Source organism: Daejeonella sp., assembly GCF_049655485.1.
Taxonomy (GTDB): Bacteria; Bacteroidota; Bacteroidia; order Sphingobacteriales; family Sphingobacteriaceae; genus Daejeonella.
Window position 1 is genome coordinate 15,183 of sequence record NZ_JBASJU010000014.1, and the last position, 19,757, is coordinate 34,939.

14 protein-coding genes are annotated in these 19,757 nt (G+C 43.0%); 10 read left to right on the forward strand and 4 right to left on the reverse strand.

Features of this window, described 5'->3' with window-relative positions:
• The first annotated feature begins 33 nt into the window (after window positions 1–33).
• The 6 genes from WBJ10_RS00735 (at window position 34) to WBJ10_RS00760 (ending at window position 7,642) form a co-directional block, all read left to right on the forward strand.
• The gene (locus tag WBJ10_RS00735) at window positions 34–2,439 is read left to right on the forward strand and encodes a 3-hydroxyacyl-CoA dehydrogenase NAD-binding domain-containing protein (protein WP_424287640.1); all 2,406 of its coding nucleotides are present in this window, start codon (window positions 34–36) and stop codon (window positions 2,437–2,439) included.
• Between the two features lies 1 nt (window position 2,440).
• Window positions 2,441–3,619 carry an acetyl-CoA C-acyltransferase gene (locus tag WBJ10_RS00740; RefSeq protein WP_424287641.1) on the forward strand — a complete coding sequence of 393 codons (1,179 nt, stop codon included), beginning with the start codon at window positions 2,441–2,443 and terminating at the stop codon, window positions 3,617–3,619.
• Between the two features lie 186 nt (window positions 3,620–3,805).
• Complete coding sequence (locus WBJ10_RS00745) at window positions 3,806–4,156, forward strand: four helix bundle protein (RefSeq protein ID WP_424287642.1); 351 nt, start codon at window positions 3,806–3,808, stop codon at window positions 4,154–4,156.
• A gap of 92 nt (window positions 4,157–4,248) precedes the next feature.
• On the forward strand, window positions 4,249–6,039 hold the full coding sequence (locus WBJ10_RS00750; protein ID WP_424287643.1) for an acyl-CoA dehydrogenase family protein: 1,791 nt from the start codon (window positions 4,249–4,251) through the stop codon (window positions 6,037–6,039).
• Window positions 6,040–6,293: 254 nt separating this feature from the next.
• A complete protein-coding gene (locus WBJ10_RS00755; protein ID WP_424287644.1) occupies window positions 6,294–6,761 on the forward strand; it encodes an FKBP-type peptidyl-prolyl cis-trans isomerase in 468 nt (155 codons plus the stop codon).
• An 8-nt stretch (window positions 6,762–6,769) separates the two neighbouring features.
• A complete protein-coding gene (locus WBJ10_RS00760; protein ID WP_424287645.1) occupies window positions 6,770–7,642 on the forward strand; it encodes an FKBP-type peptidyl-prolyl cis-trans isomerase in 873 nt (290 codons plus the stop codon).
• A 20-nt stretch (window positions 7,643–7,662) separates the two neighbouring features.
• Here the strand turns inward: WBJ10_RS00760 and WBJ10_RS00765 are convergent, their stop codons facing one another.
• Together WBJ10_RS00765 and WBJ10_RS00770 are read right to left on the reverse strand one after the other, a co-directional pair.
• The gene (locus tag WBJ10_RS00765; protein WP_424287646.1) at window positions 7,663–8,586 is read right to left on the reverse strand and encodes a TIGR01777 family oxidoreductase; all 924 of its coding nucleotides are present in this window, start codon (window positions 8,584–8,586) and stop codon (window positions 7,663–7,665) included.
• 248 nt (window positions 8,587–8,834) lie between these two features.
• Complete coding sequence (locus WBJ10_RS00770) at window positions 8,835–9,263, reverse strand: CBS domain-containing protein (protein ID WP_424287647.1); 429 nt, start codon at window positions 9,261–9,263, stop codon at window positions 8,835–8,837.
• A 193-nt stretch (window positions 9,264–9,456) separates the two neighbouring features.
• Here WBJ10_RS00770 and WBJ10_RS00775 point away from each other — a divergent pair, with 193 nt between their 5' ends.
• The 3 genes from WBJ10_RS00775 (at window position 9,457) to odhB (ending at window position 14,988) form a co-directional block, all read left to right on the forward strand.
• Complete coding sequence (locus tag WBJ10_RS00775; RefSeq protein ID WP_424287648.1) at window positions 9,457–10,875, forward strand: DASH family cryptochrome; 1,419 nt, start codon at window positions 9,457–9,459, stop codon at window positions 10,873–10,875.
• Between the two features lie 69 nt (window positions 10,876–10,944).
• Window positions 10,945–13,734: a 2-oxoglutarate dehydrogenase E1 component gene (locus tag WBJ10_RS00780; protein ID WP_424287649.1), complete on the forward strand. Its 2,790-nt coding sequence runs from the start codon at window positions 10,945–10,947 to the stop codon at window positions 13,732–13,734.
• 21 nt (window positions 13,735–13,755) lie between these two features.
• Window positions 13,756–14,988 carry a 2-oxoglutarate dehydrogenase complex dihydrolipoyllysine-residue succinyltransferase gene (gene odhB / locus WBJ10_RS00785; protein ID WP_424287650.1) on the forward strand — a complete coding sequence of 411 codons (1,233 nt, stop codon included), beginning with the start codon at window positions 13,756–13,758 and terminating at the stop codon, window positions 14,986–14,988.
• Between the two features lie 340 nt (window positions 14,989–15,328).
• On the opposite strand, the gene WBJ10_RS00790 is transcribed toward odhB, so the two are convergent.
• The gene (locus WBJ10_RS00790; RefSeq protein WP_424287651.1) at window positions 15,329–16,063 is read right to left on the reverse strand and encodes a head GIN domain-containing protein; all 735 of its coding nucleotides are present in this window, start codon (window positions 16,061–16,063) and stop codon (window positions 15,329–15,331) included.
• 130 nt (window positions 16,064–16,193) lie between these two features.
• Entirely contained in the window at window positions 16,194–17,852 is a 1,659-nt protein-coding gene (locus tag WBJ10_RS00795) for a M1 family metallopeptidase (RefSeq protein WP_424287652.1), read from the reverse strand.
• Between the two features lie 346 nt (window positions 17,853–18,198).
• On the opposite strand from WBJ10_RS00795, the gene lpdA reads away from it, so the two are divergent.
• Complete coding sequence (lpdA, locus tag WBJ10_RS00800; protein WP_424287653.1) at window positions 18,199–19,602, forward strand: dihydrolipoyl dehydrogenase; 1,404 nt, start codon at window positions 18,199–18,201, stop codon at window positions 19,600–19,602.
• Window positions 19,603–19,757 lie beyond the last annotated feature (155 nt).

The following is a 19,757-nucleotide window of genomic DNA, read 5'->3' on the forward strand; positions in this document are numbered from 1 at the left end:
TTGGTGGGATTTAGCTAATGAAATCACATAAAGATGAAACGAACAATTAGAAAAGTAGCAGTTTTAGGTTCGGGGATAATGGGTTCCCGGATTGCATGTCACTTTGCCAATATTGGGGCAGAGGTATTGCTGCTTGATATGGTGCCAAAAGAACTGAGCAGCGAAGAAGAGGGTAAAGGCCTGACTTTGGAGAATAAACTTGTGAGGAACAAGATTGTCAATGCCGCTCTTGAAAGTACGGTAAAATCAAATCCTTCGCCGGTATTTACTAAAAAGGTTCTGACCAATATAACCACAGGCAACTTCTCGGATAACATGAAGGATATAGCCGGATGCGATTGGGTTATTGAAGTGGTTGTTGAGAGACTGGATATTAAGAAGCAGATTTATGAGGAAGTGGAGAAACACCGGACACCGGGAACTTTGATTAGTTCTAATACATCTGGTATCCCTATCCACCTGATGGCTGAAGGACGTTCGCAGGATTTTCGTGAACACTTCTGCGGAACTCACTTCTTTAATCCGCCGCGTTATCTGCGATTGCTGGAGATCATCCCCGGGCCGGAGACTAAACCCGAGATCATAGATTTTTTGATGCATTACGGAGATAAATTCCTCGGTAAGACTACTGTACTTTGTAAGGATACACCTGCATTTATTGCCAACCGGGTGGGTGTGTATTCCATAATGGCCCTCCTGCACCTCGTTGAAAAAATGGACTTAACGGTAGAAGAGGTTGATAAATATACAGGTCCTGCTTTGGGCCGTCCGAAGTCGGCGACATTCAGAACGACGGATGTAGTTGGATTAGATACGATGATCAATGTCTCGGGCGGCTTATATAATAATCTTCCCAACGATAAAGCTCACGATCTTTTTGAATTACCTGCATACGTCAAGAAAATGCAGGAAAACAAATGGCTTGGCGATAAAACCCAGCAGGGATTTTATAAAAAGATAAAGGGAGCTGATGGCAAATCTGAGATCCTTGCGCTTGATCTTAAAACATTTGAATACAAGCCGCAGCAGAAAATCAAATCGGCAACACTGGAGGCTACCAAATTGGTCGAAAACCTCCGGGAACGCATGAAAGTATTTGCGAAAGGAACCGATAAGGCAGGCGACTTTTTCCGCACTTCCTTTTTTGGCCTGTTCGAATATGTATCAGACCGTATTCCTGAAATATCAGATGAGCTGTACCGGATTGATGATGCGATGCGGGCTGGTTTCGGATGGGAACTGGGGCCTTTTGAAGTTTGGGACTCACTGGGAGTAAGAAATTCATTGGAAGGGATGGAGAAGTATGGAAACAAGCCAGCACCCTGGGTGGTGGAAATGCTTGATTCCGGGATTGAGTCCTTTTATAAAGTAGATAACGGGGTGAAGGTGTATTACGACATCCCATCTAAATCCTATAAAGCTGTTCCTGGTACCGATGATTTTGTCATTCTGGATAACATCCGCGAAAGCAAAACGATCTGGAAGAACTCCGGGACGAGTATTATAGATCTTGGGGACGGCATTCTCAATCTTGAGATTCATACAAAGATGAACACCATCGGCGGGGAAGTAATACAGGGATTGAACAAAGCTCTGGATTTGGCCGAAAAAGATTACCGCGGACTTGTTATCGGAAACGATGGCGCTAATTTCTCAGCCGGTGCAAATATTGGAATGATCTTCATGGCGGCAGTTGAACAGGATTGGGATGAGATTAACATCGCTATTCGAATGTTCCAGAATGCGATGATGAGGGTAAGATATTCATCGATTCCGGTAGTGGCCGCAGCTCATAATCTTACTCTCGGCGGTGGCTGCGAATTGTGCCTTCATGCCGACCATGTTCAAACCAATGCTGAAACGTATATGGGCCTTGTTGAGTTTGGCGTCGGACTTATACCTGGAGGTGGCGGTTCAAAGGAATTTGCTTTGCGGATTTCCGATGAGTTTAAAGAGGGCCAGATCGAGCAGATGGTTTTACGCGATAGGTTCTTAACTATTGGAATGGCCAAAGTTTCCACATCAGGAGTAGAGGCCTATGAACTGGGTTATCTCCAGAAGGATAAATATAGTATTACGATGAATCGTAGCCGGTTAATCGCCGATGCTAAAGAAACGGCTATTGAACTTGCCGATGCGGGCTACACTAAGCCTGTACAACGGAAAGATATCCGGGTATTAGGCAGGCAGGGAATGGGAATCATTTATGCCGGAGCTAACTCCATGTTCGCAGGGAATTTCATCTCAGAACATGATAAGAAGATCTCGGAGAAGTTGGGTTATGTTCTCTGCGGGGGCGATTTATCTTCACCTACTTTGGTAAGCGAGCAATATCTTCTGGATTTGGAACGTGAAGTTTTTCTTTCGCTTTGTGGCGAGAAGAAGACTTTAGAGCGGATACAATCAATATTAACAAAGGGTAAGCCTTTAAGGAACTAACATGGAACAAGCATATATAATAGCTGCATATAGAACTGCCGTTGGAAAAGCCCCACGTGGTGTATTCCGCTTTACGCGTGCAGATGATCTCGCAGCGGAAGTCATTAAAAACCTGGTAGCATCAGTACCGAACCTTGATAAGGAGGAAATTGATGATGTAATCGTTGGTAACGCCACACCTGAAGCAGAACAAGGTTTAAATGTTGCGCGCATGATCTCATTAATGGGATTGGACACAGATAAAGTGCCGGGTGTAACCGTTAACCGTTATTGCGCTTCCGGATTAGAGACTATTGCTATCGCTACAGCAAAAATCAGATCCGGCATGGCAGATTGCATCGTAGCCGGCGGTGTTGAAATTATGTCGGGTATGCCTTTCGGCGGATGGAAACTGGTGCCGAATGCTGAGGTAGCTAAAAACCACCCCGATTGGTATTGGGGAATGGGCCTTACCGCAGAGGCTGTAGCAAAAGAATATAATGTCAGCAGGGAAGACCAGGATGAGTTCTCACTTAAATCACACCAGAAAGCAGTAGAAGCTATTAAGAATGGCCATTTGAAGGACGGGGTTATTCCTATCACAATCAAAGAAAATTATCTCGACGAAAACCTCAAAAAGAAAACCAGGGAATATATTGTAGATACGGATGAAGGTCCAAGAGCCGACACCGCATTAGACAAGCTGGCAAAATTGAAACCTGTATTCGCAGCTGGAGGCTCGGTTACCGCAGGTAATTCATCCCAGACATCAGACGGTGCAGCTTTTGTATTGGTCGTGTCGGAACGCATGCTTAAAAAATTAAACGTTCAGCCTATAGCCCGCCTGGTAAGTTATGGAGTAGCTGGAGTGCCTCCCCGGATTATGGGAATAGGACCAATCGAAGCAATTCCATTAGCCCTAAAGAAAGCCGGGATGAAAAAGGAAGATATGGATCTGATAGAGCTTAACGAAGCCTTTGCTTCGCAATCTCTGGCAATCATCCGTACACTGGACCTTAATCAGGAGATAGTAAATGTAAACGGTGGTGCGATTGCTTTAGGACATCCGCTTGGATGTACAGGGGCGAAACTATCCGTGCAACTATTTAATGAATTGAAAAGAAGGGAAAAGAAATTTGGGATGGTGACGATGTGTGTGGGGAGCGGGCAGGGGGCGGCGGGGATATTTGAATTATTATAGAACAAGGAACAAAGAGCAAAGAATAAAGACTGGGGCGGTTGATAAATGTAACAACGAACAAGGAGCAAAGAGTAAGGACTGGAGCCGTTAACTCGATAATTTGAAGCACTATTGAGATTTGGGATTGGGTTGATAATTAAAGGTGTATAATGAGTGTATTAAAGAATGTGTTTTAATACTTACTCAATGCATAATTTTAGAAAACTTACAATTTGGTTAGATGCCATGAAACTTGCTAAAGAAGTTTATTTGATAACTGCGACTTTTCCTAAAGAGGAAAAATATGGCTTAGTTTCTCAAATTAACAGAGCTTGTATATCAGTTCCATCGAATATAGCCGAAGGTTCTTCGAGAACATCCAATAAAGAGTTTTCGCACTTTATGAAGATATCGATAGGATCTTTGTTTGAGTTAGAAACACAGCTTATCCTGTCAAATGAGTTTGGATTCATTAACTATGACAGGATGCTAGAGATTAGAACTAAAATCATATCACTACAGAAAATGTTGTCACAATTTTTAAAAACACTACAATAATAATATGAACAAGGGGGAGATAAACGTCAAATTAACCGTCACAAGTCTTTACTCTTTGCTCCTTGTTCCTTGATCAACAAACCCTATACAATATGGAATCCATAAACAAAAACACTATTCGCGGTGGCGAATTCATCATCCGCGAAACCTCATACAATGATATTTTTATTCCTGAAGAATTCGACGAGGAGCAACTGATGATCCGGAAAACTTGCGAGGATTTTCTGGAATCGGAAGTCTATCCCAATCTGGACAGGATTGACAAGCAGGAAGAAGGCTTGATGGAAAGTTTGATGGACAAGGCCGGCGAGCTTGGTTTGTTGGCAGTTTCCATTCCTGAAGAATATGGAGGGTTCGGTAAGAACTTTAACACGTCAATGCTTGTGGCCGATTCGATAGGTCCGGGATGTTCGTTTGCCGTAGCCTTGTCGGCCCATACGGGTATTGGAACTCTACCTATCCTTTATTATGGTAATACGGAGCAGAAAGATAAGTATATTCCTAAACTGGCATCTGGTGAGTGGAAGGCTTCTTATTGTTTAACTGAACCGAATTCGGGATCGGATGCCAATTCGGGCAGGACAAAGGCAGTTCTGAATGCTGAAGGCACACATTATGTGATTAATGGTCAGAAGATGTGGATCACTAACGGGGGCTTTGCAGACATATTCATTGTATTCGCTAAAATAGATGACGATAAAAATCTTTCCGCCTTTATCGTTGAAAAGGAATTTGGCGGGATCACTATGAATCCTGAGGAGCATAAAATGGGAATCAAAGGCTCATCCACCCGCCAGGTATTTTTTAATGATTGTCACGTGCCGGTTGCGAACCTGCTTTCCGAAAGGGAAAATGGATTCAAGATAGCTGTCAATATTCTTAATATCGGGCGTATTAAACTGGGGGTTGCTGCTATTGGTTCTTCCCGCAGAGTGCTTGATCAGGCTATTAATTATTCGAACGAGCGTATACAATTTAATCTTCCGATCTCCAAGTTTGGAGCTATCAGGTACAAACTGGCAGAAATGGCCACCCGTAATTTTGCCATTGAAAGTGCGGCTTACCGTGCTGGTCAAAATATCGATGACGCATACGAAAGCCTTGTAGCTGAAGGGATGGATCCTTCGAAAGCGAAGCTCAAATCCACAGAGATGTTTGCAGTGGAATGTGCTATCCTGAAAGTATGGGGATCTGAAGTGCTCGATTATATAGTTGATGAAGGGGTGCAGATTTATGGCGGTATGGGTTATTCTGCAGATGCACCTATGGACCGCGCTTATCGCGATAGCCGTATCAATCGAATCTTTGAGGGTACTAATGAGATTAACCGGATGCTGATTCTGGATATGCTATTGAAACGTGCGATGAAAGGGGAGCTCGATCTGATGACACCAGCACAGGCTGTTGCCGGAGAATTGATGTCTATTCCTGATTTCGGCGAAGAAGATGATACACTCTTTGCTGCTGAAAAGAAAATCCTCGCAAATCTCAAAAAAGCCGGATTAATGATTGCCGGAGCGGCCGTGCAGAAGTTGATGATGACGCTTTCCAAAGAGCAGGAAATCCTGATGAACATATCAGATATCATCGGATATATCTACGTAGCGGAATCGACTATTTTACGAGTTGAAAAGCTTGTCAGCATGAGGGGTGAAGCCGCATGCCAGGGCCAGCTCGATATGATGAGGATTTATCTTTACCAGGCAGTGGATAAAGTTGCCATTGCCGGAAAGGAAGCCTTGTACTCCTTTGCCGAAGGCGATGAGTTAAGAATGATGCTCGTGGGATTAAGAAGATTTACCAAAACTGAGCCGTTTAATATTAAAGAGACCAGACAACGAGTGGCGAAGGAGTTGATTGAGGCGAATAAATACTGTTATTGAGTGGAGATTGGAGAGTTGAGAATGTAAGGGAAATTGGGAGTTGAAAATTTCCGTATATAGATGAGTATTATGAATGAATTAGGTGTCGTTTGCTAAACTCCACTCTCCATTCTCAACTCTCAATACAAAAAACAGGGTGTGAGGGCTTGTGGCCTTCGCACCCTGTTTTTTGTTAAATAATGTTAATCCTTACTTTTTCAACTTTAAAAGGATAAATTTGCACTTTGAATTAAATTAAGAGAATACACCTTTCAATGAAAATCAAACATATACTACTACTTATCCTGCCTTTACTATTGATATTAGGTTCTTGCAAGAAATTTGATGCGGAAGAGCAAGTGAAAATCGACGATGCGACAATTCTGAAGTTTATTAGCGAAAAGAATATTCCTGCTCAAAGGCATGAGAGCGGTGTTTATTACCAGATTCTCAGTCCCGGAAGTGGTAACGCTACGTATACCGCAAATACCACGGTAAGTACAAAATATACCGGAAGATTGTTAAATGGAAGTGTTTTCGACGGAACAACAACACAAGCGGTTTCCTTTCCCCTGGGACAGGTTATTTCCGGCTGGCAGATTGGGATACCGCTTATCCAGAAGGGTGGAAAGATTCGTTTGATAATTCCATCCGGTTTAGCTTATGGTCAGGACGGACAGGGACCGATCCCAGGAAATGCAGTACTCGATTTCGATATTGAGCTGTTAGACGTTACAAATTAATACTGAAAATGAAACAATTTATTAAATATGCATTGCCCGGACTTTTTTTGATGAGCATCATTGTTGCTTGTGAAAAGGAGTACGATACGATAGAAGTTATTGACGATCGTAATATTGCTGCTTACATCCAGGCGAACAAGCTTAACATGGTCGAATATCAGAATAGCGGTATATATTATGAAGTTATTAATCCAGGGACAGGTGAAGATGTACAATATTCTGATCAGTTACCATTGATATTTACTATCAAATCTCTTGATGGACAGTATTCTGCCTTAGACACCTTTAATGTTTCTAATCGCTATTACAATTTCCTGGGTTATTTTAATCCTGAAGGTGTCCGTATAGGCATCAAGGAAGTTCTTAAAAAGAAATCAGGCACGATCCGGATGATTATCCCTTCACGGTCGGCGTTTGGACGGAACGGCGTAGGTACTATACCAGGAAATGCCTCATTAGATCTTACGGTAAAGGTTTTGGATAAGAGCAAACTGCCAGCTTATGAGGATTTTACGATTCAAAAGTATATGGCGGCGAATTCTCTTACGGGTTTTACAAAAACCGCCTCCGGCCTGTATTATAAAATTGATGCACCCGGAACCGGAAGCCCGATTGCTCTGGACTCAACGATTAAAGCCGAATACGAAGGAAAACTATTAAACGGAACCGTTTTCGATAAAACCTCACCAGGAAGTCCCGCTACCTTTCTACTCTCAACTGTAGTTAAAGGTTGGCAGGAGGCTATTCCATTAATCAAAGAAGGTGGGACAATACGAATGATCTTGCCCTCGCCCTTAGCTTATGGATTGGAAGGTAATACTGGAATTCCAGCCTTCTCAGCCTTGTTTTTCAACGTGAAAATAACAGAAGTTACTAAATAGGACTAACCAGGGAGCTTAAATTAAGCCCTTGTTTTATATATTTCCTCAACTGCTTCAGCAATTGTTGGGTATAAAAATGTGTAACCTGATTTTGTCAGCCGTTCAGCTGAAGCTTTAGTGCTTTCCAGTATCATTAAGCTCATCTCTCCGATTGCAATTTTGAGCGCAAATGTGGGTGCGTGGAATAAAAGAGGAGACTTATTCAATGCCTTTGCAATAGAATGCGTCAATTTTTCAAGTGTTACTGGTTCCGGCGCAACCATATTATAAACACCTTTTAAATTTTCATTCTCAAGGGCGTAGGCGTAAATATTCACTGCGTCCATGTAATGCACCCATGATACCCATTGGTTTCCTGATCCCGGAATAAAACTGAACCCGAATCGTAAAGGTTTATCCATTTGAGGCAAAACGCCCCCATCCTTCGCAAGAATAATTCCGCTTCTAAGTTTAACTATTCGTAAACCCAGTTTATGCCCCTCATCTACCGCCTCTTCCCATGCAATACACGTTTCTGCCAGGAAGTCTTTGGAGGGCAGGCTGTCCTCCGTCAGGAGTTCATTTCCCCTATCGCCATAATATCCTACTGCAGAAGCGGATATGATGTGGTTCACCTCATGCTTGGTCCTGCGTAACAAATCATAAATCATTCGCACAGAGTTTGTGCGACTTTCTACGATCTGTTTTTTCCTCTCATCGGTCCAACGCTTGGCCGCTATTTCTTCGCCAGCGAGATGAATTATCGCATCGACACCCACAACGCAGTCCTCATCGATTTCGCTTTTATAGACATCCCATTTGAATGTTCGGAGGTTTGGATGTTCCAGCCCCTCCGGCTGTTCACGTACCAATAAATTAATTGTGTATCCCTTGCTAAGCAGTAAATCAACTAATCCTGTCCCTACAAAACCGGTACCGCCGGTTATAAGTATAGTCTTAATCATCCTTTTTACTTGTATAATTACTGATTATCATACTTTACCTAATCAATAATTAAACCATAAATGCTGTGAAACCTCAAATGTATCGGAGATTTTTACATACTATGACATTTGACAGGAGATTGCTTCGTCGTGCCTCCTCGCAAAGACAACCGGCTTGTCATTGCGAGCGATAGCGAAGCAATCTCTATAACCGTTGACAGAAGATTGCTTCGTCGTGCCTCCTTGCAAGGACAAACTGCCACTGGGTTTCAACTACTGATATAAGTCTGCAATTGCTCGATCGTTTGTTTCTGATCTTCAATCACAAATTTAACCAGGTCACCAATGGAGATCATTCCTGCCACCTTAGCATCTTCGACAACCGGCAGGTGCCTGATGTGCCTTGTGGTCATGATCTGCATACATTGATCGATGCTAGTTTTCATGTCGACTGTTTCAAGCCTGGAGGTCATCACATCCGCGATTGGCGTTTCCTTTGATGATTTTCCCACAAGAATAATTTTGCGTGCATAATCACGTTCAGTGAAAATGCCCATTAATTCCGGGCCTTCCATAACCAGCAAAGCGCTGATATTCTTATCCATCATTACCTGAAGAGCGTCCAGTACGGAAGTGTCAGGATTTACTGAATAGATTGCATTAGATTTGTTTTGGACGATGTGTTTTACGCATTTCATGAGGGTAGGATTAGCTTTATTAAATATATTAATATTTAATGGAGATATTCAATGAGTATTTCTCTTAATTTAAATCGGGGAATGAAAAACTTACAAGAAAATGATCATAAATGTCAGAACTATGCCCGTAATTTGAATAAAATTTAATTTGCCCTAGCGGAATTTATAAGTTATTTGAATAGCTATTCAAAATATGAGCGAGAAAACCATTTTAGTTTGGTTTAGAAAAGATCTACGAATTCACGATAATGAGATACTGGCCGAAGCCGTTCGCAAGGGCGAGACTGTGGTGCCGGTATACTGTTTCGATCCGCGGCAATTTGAAACAACTTCATTTCAAACCCAGAAGACGGGCGCTATCCGTGCAGGGTTCTTAATCGACTGTGTAGCTGACCTTCAATCTTCCTTGAAGAAACTTGGAGCCGACTTGATCATCCGAAGAGGAAAGCCAGAAGATATTTTACCGGAGCTTGTAACAAAGTATAAAGTCACAGAGGTATATCATCACAGAGAAGTTGCTTCTGAGGAAACCAGGGTCTCTGCAGACGTTGAGAATGCGCTCTGGAGATTGAAAATCAATCTTAAACACTTTATCGGGCATACCCTTTATCATAAAGAGGACCTTCCATTTCCAATAAATAATATCCCCGATGTTTTTTCTTCTTTCCGAAAGAAAATTGAACGCGACAGTTCTGTCCGAAAATGTACAGAATCACCCGGGCCGTTCAATGTACCCCAGGATATGGAAACCGGGGAGCTTCCTTCGCTTTCGGATTTGGGATTTTCGGATATCCCGGGAGCTGATGAACGCTCCTTAATGAAATTCAGAGGTGGCGAAACAGAAGCATTAAAACGGATGCACAGTTACTTTTGGGAAACGGATGCAGTCAGGAATTATAAGCAAACCCGTAATAGTTTAGTCGGGGCCGACTTCTCTTCGAAGTTTTCAGCCTGGATTGCTTTCGGCTGCCTTTCACCGCGTGAGGTCTATTGGGAAATTAAAAAATATGAGCAGGAAAGAGGTTCCTCGGATTCTACTTACGCCCTTTTTCTTCAACTACTTTGGCGCGATTATTTTCGCTTTATGTTTAAAAAGTATGGAAATAAGTTTTTCCAGAAAATAGGATTCAAAGGCGTCGCCCCGGAAGAAACTGAAGATCAGCAAGACCTGTTCGAATTGTGGAAACAGGGAAAGACCGGGATCCCTTTCGTTGATGCAAACATCAGAGAATTGAATTCGACTGGATTTATAAGCAACCGCGGCCGCCAGAATGCTGCCGGTTTTCTTGTTCGAAACCTCAGGGTAAACTGGATGTGGGGAGCATCGTACTTCGAAGAAAAGCTAATCGACTACTGTCCAGCAAATAATTGGGGGAACTGGGCCTATATTGCAGGGGTAGGTAATGATCCTAAAGAATATCAGCACTTCAACGTCTTAAAGCAAGCGAAAGAATTTGATTCAAATGGTGATTATGTTCGTCTGTGGGTACCAGAGCTGGCATCCATCCCGGGTGCGAAAATCCATCAGCCCTGGAATTTGTCGGGTTCGGAAATGGAGGAATACAAGCTAAGTGAATATAGGGTGCGGCCGGCTTTTGCACCGGATGTGTGATTTACCATTTTATTCCCCAATCTATTGCTTAAAATCTTATTTTTGTCTTGCAAAAGATTTTGTTTTTAAATGGATAACTTATCATACATCAGCCACGCGAATTCTGCCTATATCGATTCCATCTATCAATCATATAAACAAGATCCAAATTCAGTAGAGTTTGGCTGGCAGAAATTCTTTGAAGGGTTTGATTTTGGACGCGGTTCTGCGGCAGAAGTAGTAAGTGCTGAAACTCCCGATCATTTTCTCAAAGAGATCAATGTTTTAAACATGATCAACGGATATCGTCAACGGGGGCACTTGTTCACTAAAACCAATCCCGTTCGCGAAAGGAGATCTTACTTTCCCGGAAAGGAACTTGTGACGTTTGGATTACAGGAGTCGGATCTGGAAACGGTGTTCAATGCGGGTGTTGAAGTGGGCCTTGGCCCCGCCAAACTGAAGGATATTATTGAGTTGATTGAGCAAACCTATTGCCAGTCGATTGGTGTGGAATACAAATACGTTCGTAACCCCGAGAAGTTAAAGTGGTTCGAAAAGCGTATGGAAAGTGAAAGGAACACGCCAAACTTCAGTATTGAGACTAAGAAGCGAATTCTTAAGAAACTTAACGAAGCAGTTGTTTTCGAGAACTTCCTTGGAACAAAGTTCTTAGGGCAAAAACGTTTTTCACTGGAAGGTGCGGAAGCGGTGATTCCAGCTCTTGATTCCGTCATAGAAAAAGGCGCGGAGCTTGGTATAGAAGAATTTGTGATTGGCATGGCACACCGGGGACGTTTAAACGTTCTAGCCAATATCATGTACAAAACGTACAAGAATATATTTTCAGAGTTTGAAGGAAAAGGATTTGATATAAACACACCTTTTGGTGGTGATGTAAAATACCATTTGGGATATTCAACCGATGTTGAGACTGTCGGGGGGAAGAAAGTCCATTTGAGCTTATGTCCGAACCCATCACATTTGGAAGCTGTTGACCCTCTTGTAGAGGGAATGGTAAGGTCTAAAATAGACTTCAAATACGGCGGCGATTATACACGTATCGCTCCAATTTTGATCCATGGTGACGCGTCACTTGCTGGACAGGGTATCACCTACGAGGTATTGCAAATGGCAAAACTCGATGGATACAAAACCGGAGGAAGTATACACCTGGTAATTAACAATCAGGTAGGATTTACCACTAATTATAAGGACGCGCGTTCTTCGACTTATTGCACCGACCTCGCTAAAACGACCTTATCTCCCGTATTTCACGTTAACGGAGATGATGTTGAAGCCATAGTGTACGCTATAAACATGGCTGTTGAATATCGCCAGAAGTACCATAATGATGTCTTCATCGATATCCTTTGTTATCGCCGTTTTGGCCATAACGAGGCCGATGAACCTAAATTTACCCAGCCACTCTTGTATAAGGCTATTGAAAAACATCCTAACCCAAGGGAGATTTATAATAAGAAATTACTCGATCAGGGTAGTGTAGACGCCAGCCTGGCGAAGGAAATGGAGAAAAACTTCAGGGCCCTTTTGCAGGAGCGACTAAATGAAGCGAAAGAGGACGAGTCGTACTCAGCAATGAATTCGGTACTTGCCGGCTCATGGCAGGGCCTGCGCCTGGCTACGAACTGGGTAGGCACGCCAACTGATACAATCGTTCCAGCTAAAAAGCTTCTTGGTATCGCTAAAGATATCAGTACACTTCCTTCAGATAAGAAGTTCTTTAAGAAGATCGAAAAGCTGTTCGATGAGCGTAAGAAAATGGCCGACACGAAAGTCTTCGATTGGGCAATGGCTGAATTAATGGCTTATGGATCCCTTCTTCAGGAAGGTTTCAGGGTCCGAGTTAGCGGGCAGGATGTGGAGCGTGGAACTTTCTCGCACAGACATGCGGTTCTTACCCTTGAAGATTCGGAAGAAGAATATGTACCATTAGCTCAGTTAGACAATGGAGCTGCTAAATTTGAGATTTACAACTCTCATTTATCTGAGTACGGAGTTTTGGGCTTTGAATATGGATACGCTTTAGCTAATCCTATGGCCCTGGTAATATGGGAAGCACAGTTCGGCGATTTCGTGAATGGTGCCCAGATTATTATAGACCAGTTTATTACAAGTGCAGAAACCAAGTGGCAGCGCTCAAACGGTCTCGTTATGTTACTTCCACACGGATTCGAAGGGCAAGGACCTGAACATTCATCCGGAAGGATCGAGCGTTTTATGGAAGCTTGCGCTGATGATAATATACAAGTGGCAAATTGCACTACCCCGGCAAATTTCTTTCACCTGCTTCGCCGTCAGCTGAAGCGTGATTTCCGTAAGCCGCTGGTTGTATTTACACCAAAAAGCTTGTTAAGAAGCCCTCAGTGTGTAAGTACATTGGATGAATTTACTGATGGTGGCTTCCGTGAGGTAATAGATGATAGTTACGTAAAGGCAGCAGATGTAAAACGAGTTTTATTCTGCAGCGGTAAAATTTATTACGATCTGCTGGAAAAACAGCAGGCAGATAAGCGGAAGGATGTCGCAATTGTTCGTGTTGAACAGCTTTATCCAATGCCGTATGAACAACTGGATAATATCAGGTTGAAGTATAAAAAAGCAAAAGAGCACGTGTGGGTACAGGAAGAGCCAGAAAATATGGGTGTTTGGCCTTATATTGCAAGGAAATTCCGCAGATCTGAATTCGACTTTGATGTGGTGTGCCGTAAAGAAAGCAGCAGTACTGCTACGGGTTATGCAAAACAGCACGTCGCTCAGCAATTATTTATTATCGGTCAGGCTTTTGAAACATCAGCAGGTCCGGAAGTAAAGAAGAAAGTAGAGAAGGCAACCCAAAAGGCGGTTAATATTGACTAATAAGATATAATTTAAAAACATATGAGTTTAGTGATCAAAGTTCCGCCAGTTGGCGAATCTATTTCAGAAGTAACCTTGTCGCAATGGATAAAAAAAGATGGCGACTACGTGGAAATGGATGAGGTAATTGCAGAATTAGAATCTGATAAGGCCACTTTTGAACTTACCGCCGAGAAGGCCGGAACTTTAAAAACTATAGCAAGCGAAGGCGATACCCTGGCAATCGGTGCACCAGTTTGCAGCATCGAAGAAGGCGGTAGTGCGTCAAGCAAGCCAGCGGCTGAAGAAGCTGCTCCGGCAAAAGCTGAAGATAAGCCTGCCGCGGCTAAATCAGAAGAAAAAGGATCAACCTATGCTTCGGGCAGCCCTTCCCCGGCAGCTGCAAAAATTCTTGCTGAGAAAGGTGTAGACTCATCAAGCGTTAAAGGAACAGGTGTGGATGGACGCTTAACAAAGGAAGATGCTTTAAAGGCAGAAGCTGGAAAGAAAACTGAAGCTCCGGCAGCAGCGAAGCCGTCGGCAACAGTGCCGGCACAAGCTGCCGCTCCAGGTTCAAGAAACGAACGTCGTGAGAAAATGTCTTCTTTACGCAAAACAGTTGCTAAGCGGCTAGTAGCTGTGAGAAGCGAAACTGCGATGTTGACTACTTTCAATGAGGTTGATATGCAGCCAATCATGGATCTGCGTACTAAATACAAGGATAAGTTTAAAGAAAAACATGGTGTAGGACTTGGCTTTATGTCGTTCTTCACTAAAGCAGTTTGTGAAGCCCTTAAGGAATTCCCATCTGTAAATGCACGTATTGACGGCGAAGAGATCGTGTTCAACGACTTTGCTGATATTTCAATTGCGGTTTCTGCACCGAAAGGTTTAGTTGTGCCGGTGATAAGAAACGCCGAATCTAAGTCGCTTGCCCAGATCGAAGCTTCGGTTATGGAACTGGCTGTAAAAGCCCGCGATAGCAAATTGACCATCGAGGAGATGACAGGCGGTACATTTACTATCACCAATGGTGGAGTATTTGGCTCGATGATGTCGACTCCAATTATAAACGCACCGCAATCTGCTATTCTTGGGATGCACAATATTGTTGAACGCCCGGTAGCTTTAAACGGCCAGGTGGTTATCCGCCCGATTATGTATGTAGCACTTTCTTACGATCACAGGATTATTGATGGGCGGGAGTCTGTTGGGTTCCTGGTACGGGTTAAGCAGTTGTTGGAGGATCCGACGAGACTTTTGTTGGGAGTTTAAAGAGGTGAAAGGTGAAAAGTGAAAGGTGAAAACTGAAAAGGGGAAACTGAAAAGGGGAAACTGAAAACTGAATAATACGATATAAAAAAAGCCTGCTGGATTCAGCGGGCTTTTTTAGTTCCCTCCCTCCGGTCGGGATGACGCTCCTTGCGGTCGGGATGGTGTATCCAGTGAATTCCAGATTGTATTAGGTTTAACTATGGTTAGGTATAATGTATACATATGGTATATCGCTATAAGGTCTCTATAAGGACGGTATAAGGTCGGTGTAATCCTATCATCATATCATCCTACGAATCCTATTCCAGACAAACTCCGCCCAGCATCCTAAGAATCCTAATTAAAGCTTCGTAATCCTCCCCGACCCACTCTTAGTCGACTTAACATCCGCATTCCCGCCATATCTGATGTTACCGGATCCACTCATTGCGGCTTCGATTGCTTTATCAGCGTTTATTGAAATATCTCCGGAACCGCTGACCTGTGCACTCGTAACATTGGTACGAAGCCCGTTCCCATTAAAATCTCCCGATCCGTTTACCATGATCTTTGCATTTTCTGTTTTACCGCTTGCTTTGATTTCTCCGGAACCACTGATAGTAGCGGCATAATTCGTCGCATCAAGGGTAAGGGAAATACTTCCAGAACCGCTAAGTGTGGTGGAAATGTCCGGCGATTTAACCACACCTTTTACTTCGATCTCGCCGGAGCCACTTGAGTTGATGTACTTTAATGATTTGGCAGTGATAAAAATATTCACCTTTCCATTCCAATTGCGGTTCCAGCTTGCGGACTTTGATTTGTGTCTGATTTTTAAGGTGCCGTTTTCAACTACGGTTTCAATCTCTGCGAGGTGTTCAGCGTCCCCTTCAAGGCGAAGACTCTCTGTATTACCCATGGTGATAAATACGTTATAGCTTCCTGAAGAAGAGACGCCGCTAAAGCCAGAAACTTTGCGCGTTTCGTCGGCAGTGGTTTTTTTGTTAATTACGGTAATTAAAGTGGATGATGCCTCCAACTGATAACTGGCTATCAGAAAGGCTAGTAATGCCAGGTAGTTTTTAAAAAATTTCATATATGTTGTCTGTTTGGTTTCGCTTTATATACATAAGACGACACAACCTTACAAACGTTGCAAGAAAGGGGTAAAAACTCTTCTCAGTGCTAAATAATGATGGAGCAACCGAACAGCCTAAGGCCGGTATTTAATTTAGCCGCTTCGCTGTAATATAGAAATTCTCCAGGTCAGGCGCGAATGCCGTTTTAAGTTTCATGGTTTTCCATTCTGTTGACGGCTGTATCCACTTATATTTCTTGCCTGCCATAATCCGAACCGGCATATCAAAACCCGGCACTTCTGAATTCCAGCGAAAGCTAACTGTTCCACCTGAAATTTTATATTGGAGCTCAGGAATAGTTCTAAAGCGAAGGTATTGGTCAAAAATCTTACTCAGATCCTTGCCTGATTTAGCTGCGATATATTTCTCGACTTCCCCGGTGGTGGTAGTTTTCAGACCGAAATCCTTGTTTAAGCCCCGCAAGATTGAGCGCCATTTTGTGTCATCATCTATTATTGTTCTCAGGATGTGCACGAGATTAGCGCCTTTATAATACATATCGCCGGAACCTTCGGTATTCACATCATAAGGACCAATAATGGTGATGTTATTCGCTACGTTTTTCCGGACACCTGCTATATACTTCGCGCCAGCTTTCTTCCCGTCAATGCTCTCCACAACCAAGCCTTCCGAATACATCGTAAATCCTTCGTGAATCCACATATCCGCAATATCTTTTGAAGTGATGTTATTTCCGAACCATTCATGGCCAGCCTCGTGGACAATAATATAATCCCATTTTAAGCCATAGCCTGTGCCTGAGAGATCGGTACCCATGTATCCGTTTAAGTATTTATTGCCATAGGCGATAGCACTCTGATGTTCCATACCAAGGTAGGGTGCATCAATCAGTTTGAATCCATCTCTGTAAAAAGGGTAGGGGCCGAACCAGTTCTCAAACACTTTTAACATGGGTTTCACATTCGCGCCGAACTGTTTCTTTGCTTTCTCCAGATTTTCTCTAAGTACATAATAATCAAGTGTAAGGTTTCCGTTTTCGCCTGAATAAGAATCATCGAAATGCACATAATCAGCGATATTCAAAGTAACCGTGTAATTGTTGATTGGGTAGGAAACAAACCAATTGTATCTTGTATAACCGTCTTTGAGTTTTTCAGTTGAACGCAGGCGGCCGTTGCTCACGTTCATAAGCCCTTCCGGAACAGAAATGCTGATCATCATACTATCAACTTCATCCGATTGATGATCTTTGGTAGGCCACCATGAACTGGCTCCGAGGCCCTGACAGGATACGCCGACCCAGGGTTTACCTTGTATATCCTGAGCGAAAGTAAAGCCGCCGTCCCAGGGTGCCCTTTTGGCAACAAGGGCTTTGCCGCTGTAATGGACATTGAACTCTTCTTTTGAACCTTGCTTAATAAGTGCGGGGAAGTCGATGAAGACTGCATTAAACTCTCGTTGGAAAGGCAGCTCTTTGCCTTTGTATATTACTTTGTCGACAGCCAGGTGATCAAAAAGATCAAATTGTAAACGCTGCAGGTCATCTGTAGCGGTAAACTTGAACACATTCGAGCCGCTGATGAACCTATTGGCAATATCCACCTTTAAATCCAGGTGGTAATAGTCTATATCATATGAGGTTCGTAATGGTGTTAGCTTTCCACGAAGGGTATCTGCTTTTGTAAAAACAGGAGTTTTATTCTGGCTGAATGCTGAAAGGGTACTCAGGGCTATAAGGAGAAATATCAATATTGATTTCAAGTTCATTCCGGGATATCTATTCATTGTGGTTAGCAGGATTATAAAATTAGTAAAAAAAATGGAGCTGCTGAATTGCCCATCTGCTGACGATCCGAAATGTAATGTCCTGAGTAAACTAAACGGGGGCGGCAGCAGTAGCTTTTTGCTAGAAGAAATTTTCAGTCTAGCTCCCATTTTCAGCAAAAACTACTGCAGAGCACCCGACTAACAAAACAAAAGGACTACAGGCACTGCTTTTCAAAAAAGTATACTTTACCAGAATCAGAAAGAATAGCTCCCCTCAATCTTCAAGCTAAAGCCATAAAACCCTTCTCTTTTCCCGTTTCTCATCCCTATTTATTAACTTTGGGCTTAATTAAAAAATCCTTACATGCAATTTGACGTAATAGTTATTGGAAGTGGTCCCGGCGGATATGTTGCCGCCATTCGTTGTGCTCAATTGGGCTTAAAAGCAGCAGTTGTTGAAAAATATAGCACCTATGGCGGTACTTGCCTGAACGTGGGTTGTATCCCATCCAAAGCTTTATTGGATTCATCCGAGCATTATCATAACGCATTACACAATTTCAAGGAGCATGGCATCAACCTGAAAGATCTGAAGCCAGACCTTAAACAAATGGTTAAGCGTAAGGATGACGTGGTTGCCCAAACTACAGGGGGAATTGCATTTTTGTTCAAGAAAAACAAGATTACTGCTTACCAGGGAATGGGTTCGGTGGTTGACAAGAACACCGTTAAGATTACCAAAGAAGACGGTAAGTCAGAAAGTATTACGGGTACACATATTATTCTGGCAACAGGATCCAAACCTACTGAACTGCCATTCCTGAAAACGGATAAGAAGAGAATTATTACTTCGACCGAGGCTTTGAATTTAACTGAAATACCGAAGCACCTGATAGTTATTGGTGGTGGGGTTATTGGACTTGAACTAGGATCAGTGCACGCCAGGCTTGGAGCTAAAGTAACGGTAATAGAATTTATGGATTCTATTATCGGTACCATGGATAAAGGTTTAGGTAAAGAGCTTCAAAAAGTTCTTTCACGCCAGGGGATGGAATTCTTGTTAAGCCATAAAGTTACCGGCGCAACAGTTAAAGGCAATAAAGTTACTGTTAGCGCAGATAATGCGAAAGGCGAAAAAGTAAGTATTGAAGGCGATTACTGTATAGTAGCAGTTGGCCGTACGGCTTATACCGAAAACCTTGGACTGGAGAATATTGGTATCACACTCGAAGAGCGGGGTAAGAAAATTCCGGTTAATGAGCATCTGGAAACTTCTGTTCCGGGAATATATGCCATTGGCGATGTAATTAAGGGAGCCATGTTAGCCCATAAGGCTGAAGATGAAGGAACTTATGTTGCTGAGCGTATCGCGGGACAAAAACCGCATATCAATTATAATCTAATCCCGGGGGTAGTCTATACCTGGCCCGAAGTGGCAAGTGTGGGCGAAACAGAAGAGCAGTTAAAAGAGCGCGGTGTAAAATATAAAGCAGGTTCTTTCCCTTTCAAAGCAAGCGGAAGGGCACGTGCCAGCATGGATACGGATGGATTTATCAAGGTGCTTGCAGATGTAAGTACTGACGAAATACTGGGTGTTCATATGATAGGCCCTCGTGCAGCTGATATGATTGCTGAAGCGGTGGTTGCGATGGAATTCAGGGCATCTGCAGAAGATATTGCGCGGATCTCTCATGCGCACCCGACATACACGGAATCATTTAGAGAGGCTGCGATGGCGGCAACGGAGAACAGGGCGATACATATTTAATGGAGAGTGGAGAATGGAGAATGGAGAGTGAACTGAAAACTGAAAACTGAAAGTTGAAACTGGACGCTTAATTGAAACTGAAAATTAAAAACTGAAACTGGGTGCTTAGCTGGCTGCTTAATAGAAAACTTGTGTTTAGGTTGGAAATGAAATAT